The 12562-nt window shown below is 52.0% G+C and carries 12 protein-coding genes; 4 read left to right on the top strand and 8 right to left on the bottom strand.

Going from position 1 to position 12562, the window contains the following annotated elements:
• Nucleotides 1–163: 163 nt before the first annotated feature.
• The 5 genes from ispC to rpsB form a co-directional block, all read right to left on the bottom strand.
• Nucleotides 164–1360 carry a 1-deoxy-D-xylulose-5-phosphate reductoisomerase gene (gene ispC, locus ACN28R_RS13650; RefSeq protein ID WP_095834684.1) on the bottom strand — a complete coding sequence of 399 codons (1197 nt, stop codon included), beginning with the start codon at nucleotides 1358–1360 and terminating at the stop codon, nucleotides 164–166.
• Nucleotides 1361–1578: 218 nt separating this feature from the next.
• Complete coding sequence (gene frr / locus ACN28R_RS13655) at nucleotides 1579–2136, bottom strand: ribosome recycling factor (protein WP_048635902.1); 558 nt, start codon at nucleotides 2134–2136, stop codon at nucleotides 1579–1581.
• Nucleotides 2137–2273: 137 nt separating this feature from the next.
• Entirely contained in the window at nucleotides 2274–3005 is a 732-nt protein-coding gene (gene pyrH, locus ACN28R_RS13660; protein ID WP_048635903.1) for a UMP kinase, read from the bottom strand.
• A gap of 148 nt (nucleotides 3006–3153) precedes the next feature.
• The gene (gene tsf / locus ACN28R_RS13665) at nucleotides 3154–4011 is read right to left on the bottom strand and encodes a translation elongation factor Ts (RefSeq protein WP_095834685.1); all 858 of its coding nucleotides are present in this window, start codon (nucleotides 4009–4011) and stop codon (nucleotides 3154–3156) included.
• Between the two features lie 115 nt (nucleotides 4012–4126).
• The gene (rpsB, locus tag ACN28R_RS13670; protein WP_048635905.1) at nucleotides 4127–4852 is read right to left on the bottom strand and encodes a 30S ribosomal protein S2; all 726 of its coding nucleotides are present in this window, start codon (nucleotides 4850–4852) and stop codon (nucleotides 4127–4129) included.
• Between the two features lie 342 nt (nucleotides 4853–5194).
• Here rpsB and map point away from each other — a divergent pair, with 342 nt between their 5' ends.
• From map to ACN28R_RS13690, 4 genes are all read left to right on the top strand, one after another.
• Nucleotides 5195–5989, top strand: coding sequence for a type I methionyl aminopeptidase (map, locus tag ACN28R_RS13675; protein ID WP_095834686.1), 795 nt, complete (start codon nucleotides 5195–5197; stop codon nucleotides 5987–5989).
• 181 nt (nucleotides 5990–6170) lie between these two features.
• Entirely contained in the window at nucleotides 6171–8855 is a 2685-nt protein-coding gene (glnD, locus tag ACN28R_RS13680; protein WP_048635907.1) for a bifunctional uridylyltransferase/uridylyl-removing protein GlnD, read from the top strand.
• 28 nt (nucleotides 8856–8883) lie between these two features.
• Nucleotides 8884–9711: a 2,3,4,5-tetrahydropyridine-2,6-dicarboxylate N-succinyltransferase gene (gene dapD / locus ACN28R_RS13685; protein WP_048635908.1), complete on the top strand. Its 828-nt coding sequence runs from the start codon at nucleotides 8884–8886 to the stop codon at nucleotides 9709–9711.
• 228 nt (nucleotides 9712–9939) lie between these two features.
• On the top strand, nucleotides 9940–10329 hold the full coding sequence (locus tag ACN28R_RS13690) for a DUF3461 family protein (RefSeq protein WP_048635909.1): 390 nt from the start codon (nucleotides 9940–9942) through the stop codon (nucleotides 10327–10329).
• A 51-nt stretch (nucleotides 10330–10380) separates the two neighbouring features.
• Here ACN28R_RS13690 and ACN28R_RS13695 read toward each other — a convergent pair whose 3' ends face one another.
• Genes ACN28R_RS13695 through ACN28R_RS13705 form a run of 3 tightly spaced genes read right to left on the bottom strand, consistent with a single transcriptional unit; the run spans nucleotide 10381 to nucleotide 11999 of the window.
• Nucleotides 10381–10839, bottom strand: a complete 459-nt coding sequence (locus ACN28R_RS13695; RefSeq protein WP_048635910.1) for a flavodoxin — start codon at nucleotides 10837–10839, stop codon at nucleotides 10381–10383.
• A gap of 40 nt (nucleotides 10840–10879) precedes the next feature.
• Nucleotides 10880–11653 (bottom strand): tRNA pseudouridine(65) synthase TruC, encoded by a 774-nt coding sequence (gene truC, locus ACN28R_RS13700; protein ID WP_095834687.1) that lies wholly within the window; start codon nucleotides 11651–11653, stop codon nucleotides 10880–10882.
• Nucleotides 11646–11999 (bottom strand): YqcC family protein, encoded by a 354-nt coding sequence (locus ACN28R_RS13705; RefSeq protein WP_048635912.1) that lies wholly within the window; start codon nucleotides 11997–11999, stop codon nucleotides 11646–11648. The genes truC and ACN28R_RS13705 overlap by 8 nt, the downstream gene beginning before the upstream one ends.
• Nucleotides 12000–12562: the final 563 nt, after the last annotated feature.

Raw genomic sequence — 12562 nt, forward strand, 5'->3', positions numbered from 1 at the left:
GTCATTCCATAACATCAGACCCTGTCAGCGCAAAAAAGCCGTGAACGATCACGGCTTAACTTCACCGCCGGCATGAGAACGTCGCTTAGCCAGCTGTCGAGTGGCGCAGACTATACCACCTCAATCACACATGAACAAATTGTGCTATGTGAAATAAACATGCCTAATGCTCATAATGCGTCAGTATCTGCGTCGCGGCTTGCCTGGCCCAGCGATCGATGAAAAGAACGTCATCGACACTGGCAGGCTCTGACAATGTGAGTTGCTCAACAACTCGCTGATTAACAACAGCAATGTCTGTGAAACGAATACGTGACTGTAAAAATGCGGCAACCGCGATTTCATTGGCTGCGTTTAAAGCCGTGGTCGCCGCCTGACCATGATTACAAGCATCAATAGCCAATCGTAAACAAGGGTACCGCTCATAGTCTGGCGCTGAAAACGTCAAGGCGCCCAACCGACAGAAATCCAGCGCTTTCACTCCCGATCTCACACGATCGGGATAGGCCATGGCATGAGCAATCGGCGTACACATATCCGGCGATCCCAACTGAGCCAGCACGCTGCCATCAACATAGCGCACCATCGAATGGATCACTGATTGAGGATGGATAATCACTTCCATCTGCTCAGCGGATGCATTAAACAGCCAGCGGGCTTCAATGTATTCCAATCCCTTATTCATCATAGTCGCGGAATCCACTGAAATCTTGCGTCCCATCGACCAGTTCGGATGAGCGCAAGCCTGATCGGGCGTCATATCGGCGAGCGTTCCGATCGGCGATTCGCGAAACGGCCCGCCGGAGCCGGTGAGAATAATGCGCTCAACGCCATACTGCTCTAAAGAAGAGTAACCTAACTGCCGTTGAATTGGCTCAGGCAAACTCTGAAAAATCGCATTATGTTCGCTGTCGATGGGCAATAGCTGAGCGCTGCTCTGGACGACCGCATCCATAAACAGACGCCCGCAGGTCACTAATGACTCTTTATTCGCCAGCAATACCTGTTTACCCGCGCGAATAGCGCTCAGCGTCGGCAGCAAACCGGCCACACCGACGATTGCCGCTATCACCAGGTCGACATCATCCAGCGCCGCCAATTCACCGGCGGCATGCTCGCCGGATAACACTTCGGTTCGACATCCGTGTTGTGATAAGCGCTGACGTAATAGTTTGGCGGCGGTTTCATCCGCCATGGATGCGTAATCCGGACGAAAAGCCAAGCACTGCTCCAGCATCTTTTCGACATTTCGGCCTGCCGATAACGCTTTCACTGCAAATTTATCTGGGTTTTTATTAATGACCGCCAGCGAGCTGATGCCGACAGAACCAGTCGAGCCAAGAATTGTCAGTTGCTTCATTTGCTTCATTAAAATGCTCTGAATAACTGGATTTGATTACAGGAAGGTTTAAGTCTGAGACGATTACCATGAAGTGTCCATGCTATTTATCGCAAAACCCATAGCAAATGACACACCGTCCGAAGAGGCTGGCCTGAATCAAAAAACAAAGCGCCGCCAGCAAGGTTGATGCAACACGCACCATCACTTTCCCGCGGCGCCATATCAAAATGAATGGATTAAAACTCCATCAGCTCGCTTTCTTTCTCCGCCAGGGCGGTATCTACTTTTTTGATGTAGAGATCGGTCAGTTTCTGCACTTCTTCCTGCGCACGACGCTCTTCATCTTCGCTGATCGCTTTATCTTTCAATTGCGCTTTCAGCTTATCGTTGGCATCACGACGCACGTTACGTACGGATACGCGGCCCTGCTCCGCTTCACCACGCACGACCTTAATCAGATCCTTACGGCGTTCTTCAGTCAGCGGAGGCAGCGGGACACGGATAACCGAACTGGCGGAAGACGGATTCAACCCGAGATCGGAAGACATGATGGCTTTTTCAACCGCCGGGCCGAGCGTACGGTCGAATACCGTGATCGCCAGCGTGCGGGAATCTTCCACCACGATGTTGGCCAATTGGCGCAGCGGAGTCGCGCTGCCGTAATATTCGACCTGAATACCGTCAAGAATGCTGGGTGATGCGCGGCCAGTACGAATTTTGCTGATTTGGTTTTTGAAAACCTCTACGCATTTTTCCATGCGTGTTTCAGCATCTTTTCTGATTTCATTAATCACGTTGTGAACCCTTGAAAACTGGTTGCCTGGCAGGCCATGTCATCACATGACCCGGTGAATAATTAATACCAGCATTAGCTGGCGGTATATGGCAATATCTTTGGTTACCAGAACCGGATATTACCCTATTTTTAGGGTTATCCGTTATTACTGATCAACGTACCTTCCTTCTCTCCCATGACGACGCGACGCAGCGCGCCGGGCTTGTTCATGTTGAAAACGCGGATAGGCAGATTGTGATCGCGCGCCAGCGTGAAGGCGGCCAGGTCCATCACTTTTAATTCACGCTCCAGCACGTCCTGATAACTCAGTGTTTCATGCAATATCGCGGTGGGATCCTGTACCGGATCGGCGGAATAGACGCCATCCACTTTCGTCGCTTTCAGAACAACATCAGCTTCAATTTCGATACCACGCAGGCAGGCGGCCGAATCAGTGGTAAAGAAGGGATTGCCGGTGCCCGCAGAGAAAATCACCACGCGGTTATTGCGCAACAGGCTGATGGCTTCCGCCCAACTGTAGTTGTCGCACACGCCGTTTAGCGGGATAGCGGACATCAGCCGGGCGTTGACATAGGCGCGATGCAACGCATCACGCATCGCCAGCCCATTCATTACCGTCGCCAGCATCCCCATGTGGTCGCCCACAACGCGGTTCATACCTGCTTTCGCCAGACCTGCGCCACGGAACAGGTTACCGCCGCCGATGACCACGCCGACCTGAATGCCCAACTCAACCAGTTCTTTCACTTCCTGAGCCATGCGATCCAGAATGCTCGCATCGATACCAAAACCTTCGGTTCCCTGCAGAGCTTCGCCGCTGAGCTTAAGCAGGATTCGTTGATATACGGGTTTTGCATTGGTTGCCATGGTGTTTTGTCCTACAGGCTGTCATCGTATTGGGAGTTATTACTGTCACACTTACCGCTGTTTACCAGAATGTAAACCTCAAATAAATGCACTGAAATTATTTTGGCTGGATAAAAAGGAACCGCCAACCGGCGGCCCTTTTTTATTATTAAGACTGCTTACTCATTGCTGCGACTTCAGCCGCGAAATCAACTTCGGCCTTCTCAATACCTTCACCCACTTCAAAACGAATGAAGCTGATTACGTCAGCTTTATGCTCTTTCAGCAGATCGCCAACGGTTTTGCTCGGTTCCATAACGAAATGCTGGCCGGCCAGAGAAATTTCGCCGGTGAATTTACGCATACGGCCTTCAACCATTTTTTCCGCGATTTCACGCGGCTTGCCGGATTGCATGGCGATATCCAGCTGGATCTGGTGCTCGCGGGCGACAACGTCGGCCGGAACATCTTCAGCTTTAACATATTCCGGTTTGCTGGCGGCGATGTGCATGGCAATGTGCTTGATCAGTTCTTCATCAGCGCCCGTTGCCGCAACCAGAACGCCAATGCGCGCGCCGTGCAGGTATGAACCCAGAATATCGCCTTCCAGAACAGCAATGCGACGGATATTGATGTTTTCACCGATTTTCGCAACCAGAGCGGTACGTTGTTCTTCGAATTTTGCTTTCAGCGCTTCAACATCAGAGATGCGATCGTTCAGAGCAGCCGCGGCGACTTCTTCACCAAACGCCTTGAAGCCGGAGTCTTTGGCCACGAAGTCGGTTTCACAGTTCAGCTCAACGATGACGCCGTATTTTCCGTCAGCGGAAATTTTGGTCAGAATGATACCTTCAGCAGCAACGCGGCCTGCTTTCTTGGCAGCTTTAGCCTGGCCAGATTTACGCATGTTGTCGATAGCCAGCTCGATGTCGCCATTCGCTTCAACCAGCGCTTTCTTACATTCCATCATGCCTGCGCCAGTACGCTCACGCAGTTCTTTTACCAGGGCAGCGGTAATTTCAGCCATTATCTTTTCCTCGGTTATCTCGTGGGGGAGATAAGTAAAAAAGGGGGCCTTAGCAGGCCCCCTAACCAACATATGTCAATACCTGGTTAATAAGGGCTCGTTGGAGCCAGTCTTATTATTCAGCTTCAACTAAGCCTTCTTCCGCTTGCTCGGCCAGATCTTGAGAACGGCCTTCGCGAACGGCGGTAGCAACAGTGCTCAGGTACAGGCTAACTGCACGAATAGCGTCATCGTTACCAGGGATAATGAAGTCAACGCCATCAGGATCGGAGTTGGTATCAACAATAGCGAATACCGGGATACCCAGGTTGTTGGCTTCTTTAATTGCAATGTGTTCGTGATCGGCATCAACAACGAACAACGCATCCGGCAAACCGCCCATATCCTTGATACCGCCCAGGCTGTTTTCCAGCTTGTCCAGTTCACGGGTGCGCATCAGCGCTTCTTTCTTGGTCAGTTTGTCGAAAGTACCGTCCTGGGACTGAGTTTCCAGATCTTTCAAACGTTTGATGGACTGACGAACGGTTTTCCAGTTAGTCAGCATGCCGCCCAACCAGCGATGGTTCACGAAGAACTGATCGCAGCTGTTGGCAGCTTCTTTTACCGCTTCGCTTGCTGCACGTTTAGTACCAACGAACAGGATTTTACCCTTGCGAGAAGCAATTTTGCTCAGCTCAGCCAGAGCATCGTTGAACATCGGTACGGTTTTCTCAAGGTTGATGATGTGCACTTTATTACGAGCGCCGAAGATGAACGGCTTCATTTTCGGGTTCCAGTAACGGGTCTGGTGACCAAAGTGTGCGCCAGCCTTGAGCATATCGCGCATGGAAACAGTTGCCATGATTACCTCTATTAATTAAGTATGGGGTTATGCCTCCACGTGTCCCATTGCGCCGACCCCGCAGGTAAAAACCGTTGGAGCACCCCGGCGAATGTGCCGACACGTGTGTGTTATATACACAAAGTGAGTTTAGCTGATTCAGCCGAATAGTATTCAAAATACGCCAGCCGGATCACCGGCGCGCTTTATACCATAATTCCCATCGGGACACCAACTTTTGTTGCCTGCCATTGACTTGTCAAATGATAATTTGGCAAGTCAATGGCAGGGCTGATAACATACGTTATTAATTACCGACCTTAATTCCTCGTCGTTTAATTCGACACCTGCGGACAATATTTAATGGCAATATCAATCAAAACCCCTGAAGACATCGAAAAAATGCGCGTAGTCGGCCGCCTGGCGGCTGAAGTATTGGAAATCATCGAACCCTATGTCGTGCCTGGCGTCAGTACCGCTGAACTGGATAGGATCTGCCACGATCACATCACCAATAAACAACATGCGGTTTCAGCCTGCCTGGGATATCACGGCTTCCCGAAATCGGTATGTATTTCCGCCAATGAAGTGGTTTGTCACGGCATCCCCTGTGAAGAAAAAATTCTGAAAGACGGCGACATCATTAATATTGACGTCACCGTTATTAAAGATGGCTTTCATGGCGATACCTCCAAAATGTTCATCGTTGGCAAACCGACGATCCTCGGCGAACGCCTGTGCCGTATTACGCAAGAAAGCCTGTATCTGGCGTTAAAGATGGTGAAACCCGGTATTCGTCTGCGTTCGCTGGGCAAAGCAATCCAGAAGTTCGTTGAAGCCAACGACTTTTCCGTCGTTCGTGAATACTGTGGTCACGGTATCGGCAGAGGGTTCCATGAAGAGCCGCAGGTATTGCACTATGATGCCGATGACGGCGGCGTCGTTTTGCAGACGGGCATGGCGTTAACCATTGAACCGATGGTCAACGCCGGCGACTTCCGCATCCGGACCATGAAAGACGGCTGGACGGTAAAAACCAAAGATCGTAGCCTGTCGGCGCAGTACGAGCATACTATTGTGGTAACCGAGAACGGCTGTGAAATAATGACATTGCGGAAAGACGACACCATTCCCAATATCATCACGCATCAAGCATAATGAATATTGAGCCTGTTGAGGCTACTGACAAAAACTGATTATCCCGTCGTCCCTGCGGCAATATGCAGGGACCAGCTTCTGATGGCGACTCGACGTACAAGAGATTTCCGCTATGCGGGAAAGGCGTTTTTGTCGGTTCGGGCGTTGTCATCACTCACAGCGATTTTTATGGGCTGCGCATATGATCGACAAACATCTTTCGCAAGATATTTCTGCTCAATCCCCTGCCGTTTCACAGCTCCCTGAATCGCCGCTGGAGTACGGTGACGACATGCTGAACTGCCAGACGCTGAAACAGCGGTTGGAACAATTCCAGATCTGGCAGGGAACCGAGTTTAAAGCGGGCGTCAGTGCGGAAACGCTGATCGACGCCAGAACACAGTTTATCGATCAACTGTTGCAACGGCTGTGGCTCTTCTACGGTTTTGAAAACATTGCCCAAACGGCGTTATTGGCCGTCGGCGGCTACGGGCGCGGCGAACTGCATCCGCTGTCCGATATCGATGTTCTGGTACTCAGTCAGGAAAAACTCAGCGAACAACACTCACAGCGCGCCGGTCAGCTTATTACTCTGCTATGGGATCTCAAGCTTGAAGTCGGTCACAGCGTCAGAACGCTGGAAGAGTGCTTACAAGAAGGCCGAGCGGATATTTCCATTGCCACCAACCTGATTGAATCGCGCATGATATGTGGTGATGTCGCGCTGTTTCTCAATCTGCAAAAGCAGGTATTCAGCGATGAATTTTGGCCCTCGTCGAAATTTTTTCCGGCAAAAATCGCCGAGCAGAACGAACGCCATCGGCATTATCACAGCACCAGCTACAATCTTGAGCCCGATATCAAAAGCAGCCCCGGTGGATTACGGGACATTCACACCCTGCTGTGGGTCGCCCACCGCCATTTTGGCGCCACCTCGCTCGATGAAATGGTCGGTTTTGGTTTTCTGACGGAAGCGGAGCGGAAAGAGCTGAATGATTGCCAGAGTTTTCTGTGGCGCATCCGATTTGCACTGCATCTGATACTGACGCGCTACGACAACCGCCTGCTATTCGACCGTCAGCTTAACGTTGCGCAACTTCTGCAATACCAGGGGGAAGGCAATGCCCCGGTCGAGCGCATGATGAAAGACTTCTACCGCGTAACAGGCCGCGTCAGCGAACTGAATCAAATGCTGCTGCAACTGTTTGATGAAGCGATCCTCGCGCTGGAAGCCAATGAAAAGCCCCGGGCGATCGATGACGAATTTCAATTGCGCGGCAATCTGATCGATCTGCGTGATGAAACGCTTTTCGAGCGCAAACCTGAATCTATCATGCGCATGTTTTACCAGATGGTGCGCAATCCGGAAATTACGGGGATCTATTCCACCACGCTGCGCCACCTACGCCATGCGCGCCGGCACCTGGCCAGCCCGCTGTGCACCATCCCGGAAGCCCGGCATCTATTCATGAACATACTGCGCCATCCGCATGCGGTAAAACGCGCCCTGCTTCCGATGCATCGCCACAGCGTGCTATGGGCCTATATGCCGCAATGGGGCAACATCGTCGGGCAAATGCAGTTTGATTTATTTCATGCCTATACCGTTGATGAACATACGCTTCGGGTATTGCTGAAGCTGGAAAGTTTCGCTGATGAGAGAAACCGCACGCGCCATCCGCTGTGTGTGGAACTCTATCCGCGCATCCCCCAGCCGGAACTGCTGCTGCTGGCCGCGTTGTTTCACGATATCGCCAAAGGCCGCGGCGGCGATCACTCCGAGCTCGGCGCACAAGACGCGCTGGAGTTCGCGACGCTGCATGGTCTGAATTCACGAGAAGCGCAGTTGGTTTCCTGGCTGGTGCGGCGCCATTTGCTGATGTCCGTCACCGCGCAGCGCCGCGACATTCAGGATCCGACGGTTATTCAGCAATTCGCCATAGAAATGCAGAGCGAAACTCGTCTGCGCTACCTGGTTTGTCTGACCGTCGCGGATATCTGCGCCACCAACGAAACGCTATGGAACAGTTGGAAACAGAGCCTGTTGCGCGAACTCTATTTCGCGACAGAAAAACAACTTCGCCGGGGAATGCAAAATACCCCGGATTTACGCGAACACGTGCGCCATCATCGTTTACAGGCGTTGGCGCTGCTGCGTATGGATAATGTCGATGAAGACGCGTTGCGTGACATCTGGAGCCGCTGCCGCGCCGACTATTTCCTACGTCATTCGCCGAGCCAGTTAGCCTGGCATGCGCGCCATTTGCTGGAGCACGACATCAGTAAGCCGCTGGTGTTAATCAGCCATCAGGCCAGCCGGGGCGGTACGGAAATCTTTATCTGCAGTCCGGACCGGCCTTATCTGTTTGCCGCGGTGGCGGGTGAGCTGGATCGCCGTAATCTCAGCGTCCACGATGCGCAAATCTTCACCAGCCGTGACGGTATGGCGATGGATACCTTTATCGTGCTGGAGCCGGATGGCAGTCCGCTGGCGCAGGATCGCCATGAAATGACGCGCTATGCGCTCGAACAAGCGCTGACGCAGCGTCACTATCAGCCCCCGCACGTGCGCCGATCTTCACCGAAATTACGCCACTTCAGCGTACCGACCGAGGTCAGTTTCCTGCCGACCCACACGGACAGGCGCAGCTATATGGAGCTCATCGCCCTCGACCAGCCGGGATTACTGGCTCGCGTCGGCGAAATCTTCGCCGACCTTAATCTATCGTTGCATGGCGCCAGAATTTCCACCATTGGCGAACGGGTGGAGGATTTATTCATTCTGGCCGATAGCGACAGACGCGCCCTGAAACCGGAATTACGCGCTAAACTGCGAGAACGGTTGACAGAGGCCCTAAACCCAAACGATAAAGTACCATTGAGTTAACTTTCACAATCAGGAAAGAGAAAACAGGATGCATCAACAACTACAAAACGTTATCGAAAGCGCTTTCGAGCGCCGAGCTGAAATTACGCCGGCAAACGTAGACGCCGCCACCCGTGAGGCGATTAATCAGGTTATCAGCCTGCTGGACAGCGGCGCGCTGCGTGTCGCAGAAAAAATCAACGGCCAGTGGGTCACGCACCAATGGCTGAAAAAAGCCGTGCTGCTCTCTTTCCGCATCAACGATAACCAGGTAATGGAAGGTGCGGAAACGCGCTATTACGATAAAGTGCCGATGAAATTCGCTGATTATGATGCGGAACGTTTCCAACGCGAAGGTTTCCGCGTGGTGCCGCCGGCCAGCGTACGTCAGGGGGCGTTTATTGCTCGCAACACCGTTCTGATGCCTTCCTATGTCAACATCGGCGCTTATGTCGACGAAGGCTCCATGGTTGATACCTGGGCTACGGTGGGTTCCTGCGCGCAGATCGGTAAAAACGTCCACCTGTCAGGCGGCGTCGGCATCGGCGGCGTTCTGGAGCCATTACAGGCAAACCCGACCATCATCGAAGACAACTGCTTTATCGGCGCGCGTTCCGAAGTCGTTGAAGGGGTGATCGTCGAGGAAGGTTCCGTTATTTCCATGGGCGTCTTCATCGGCCAGAGCACCAAGATTTACGATCGCGAAACCGGTGAAGTTCATTATGGCCGCGTGCCGGCGGGTTCCGTCGTTGTTTCCGGCAACCTGCCGTCCAAAGATGGCAGCTACAGCCTATATTGTGCCGTTATCGTTAAGAAAGTGGATGCGAAGACCCGCGGTAAAGTGGGCATCAATGAGTTGTTGCGCACCATCGACTAAACTGAATCGGCGGGTTGTGACTAACCCGCCATTTTTATATCCGGCCGCCGCAGGTGACGTTCGAAATCGCTTCTGGCGTATTTATCGGGTGTGGGCTATCCCTGCCCCCAATGGACGTCATGGCGGCTATTTTGGATGCGACCCTGAAAAATCGTGGGCTATCACAGATGAACCCGGCCGTTTACCCGTATGCTAATTGAGCTATTTTAAAATCAAAAAGGTCGCACTATGTATGACAATCTGAAAAGCCTCGGTATTACCAATCCAGATGATATTGATCGCTATAGCCTGCGTCAGGAAGCCAGTAATGACATCCTGAAGATTTATTTTCACAAGGATAAGGGCGAGTTCTTCGCCAAGAGTGTGAAATTCAAATATCCGCGTCAGCGTAAGACCATCATGGCGGACAATTCGGGCCAGGGTTATAAAGAGATTAATGAAATCAGCCCTAATTTACGTTATGTCATCGATGAACTTGATCAAATTTGTCAGACTGAGCAGTCAGAAGTTGATCTGAAACGTAAAATTCTTGATGATCTGCGCCATCTGGATAGCGTGGTATCGAATAAGATCGCCGAGATCGAAGCCGATCTGGAAAAGCTGACTAAAAATCGCTAATAGCAGCTGAAAAAATTATGACAACGGGAGCATCCCGCTCCCGTTTCGCATTCAGGCGTCGTGACGCGCTTCGACTAACGCCAGCCACTGTTCCACCCACGGACAGGAAACGACCTCCGGCTCCGGGTGTTCGACCGCATCAATCTCCAGCATATCGCCGATGCGTTTGGCGCCGATTTCCTGCAACAGCGCGTCGAACCGACGGCCGCCGCCGCAGAAATTCTCATAGCTGCTGTCGCCAAGGGCAATCAATCCATAGTGCAGTTCCGGCTGATAGCCGCCCTGCTCACGTAGAGCGGCGTACAACGGCGCGATAGAATCGGGGAGATCGCCCTGCCCCGTCGTTGATGTCACGACCAACACATCGCGATAGTTGAGCAATGACTCCAGCGACGCATCCTCATAAACCTTGACCTCGTGCCCGCGCTCTCTAAGGATATTTTCCGCTTCTTCGGCCACCAGCAGCGCGTTCCCGTAGACCGTGCCAACAAAAATACCAATCTGCGCCATGATTCCCGACTCCCTTTTTTATTTAATACCTAATGAAATGCTAGCCGATATCCTGACCCGGCGCGGCCGGAAACTCAACCCTTTCGAAATCAGGGAGAATGCCCTGCCAGCCAAAGCGCGCCATTACCCCTTGCCATGGAGAATCCCAACGCGCCTGCAACGAGAGTTCCTTACCGTTCACCGGATGCGTCAGGCATAGCCGGCTCGCGTGCAGCATCAGCCTGCTGCAGGAGAAGTGCGTTCCCATGCCTCGATTCTGCCGCAGATCGCCATGCGCGCTATCGCCGATAATTGGATGGCGAATATGTGACATATGACGGCGTAGCTGATGTTTACGCCCGGTTTGCGGCGCCAATTCCAGCAGGCTATAACGCGATGTCGGGTAGCGGCCGATGGCTACCGGCATCTCAGCCTGGGCCAGCGTTCGGTAATGACTCACGGCGGGCTGCGGGGCTTTATCCGGACTGGAATATTTATCGGCGATTTTATCCAGCTCTTCCGTCAGCGCGTAATCAATCACACCATCATCCATCACATAGCCGCGGACGACCGCGTGGTAGGTTTTCTGCATCTGATGCTGCTCAAACTGCTGCGACAATGAACGCGCCACATCACGGGATAAGGCTAACAACAGTACGCCGGATGTCGGCCTATCCAGACGGTGAACGGTGTAAACGCGCTGACCGATCTGATCGCGTACCGTCTGCATCACCACCACTTTTTCTTTGCGGTCCAGCCAACTGCGATGGACCAGCCAACCGGCAGGTTTATTTACCGCGACCAAATGTTGATCCTGATAGATGATCTCAAGCATCGTTGTCGTCGTCAGCGGCGTTCGGGTTATTGCCAAATAGCGCATCCAGTTGGCCAATCCGCATCAACAGCGGTTCGATATCGGACGGAGCCCCTTCCAACGCTTCTTCAAAATAAGGCAATAGCGAAAATTCCGCCGGTAACGGCGCGCCGCTGTCGAGCAATGCATGCATACGCGGCAGCAAAACCCACTGCAACCATTGCTCGGCACGCATGGTGTCAATGCAGAAAGGCTCATTGCTGGTGAAAGCCGCAGCTTCCGGCGGCGACTGCTGCCAGAAAGGGCCGTCTCTTAACACGCGTTCGACGTCAAACAAAGACTGCCGGACCTGATCCTCTAAACTCATGCGTTTTCTCACCATTAAAGCCTGTTGCCATAGGCGGCAGAGCATAGCATTGATAGTAGTCTCGTCCAAAATTCACATTCTGGTGAACTTTCGCGGCAAAAAAATGGGGGTACTGATTGCTCAGTACCCCCGATTCGTTTCATAGCCATCCCGCTACACCTTTGCGTCCCTGCTCATCCTTGAAAACTTTTCCTTAATGGCCTTCCTGACCGACAATCCTTGCTGGCGTCCAACTTTCGTCCTGACTTATCCATCCTGTATCATCCATGACTCATTCCCTTTAGGCTCCTGCCCCACCAAGACTCTCCGCTCGGTTCTCAATCTCCTTCCTGGAGGTGTCCCTGATTTCATCCTGAAAACGTTTTATTCCTTAAAACGAAATCTGGTAACCGGCTTTAAACCTCACGCAACCGTTTACCAACTTAAGTAATAAGATGTATTAATTGTTTGGATTCAGCAAGAGGCAAGTAACAATGTTTATCGGCTGTCTTTGGCAAAAAAAGATAAAATAATCTTAATTGACTAATTAATAATGAAAAAATAATGGCGGCATCTGACATAGG

It is taken from the genome of Brenneria goodwinii (assembly GCF_002291445.1).
Classification (GTDB): domain Bacteria; phylum Pseudomonadota; class Gammaproteobacteria; order Enterobacterales; family Enterobacteriaceae; genus Brenneria; species Brenneria goodwinii.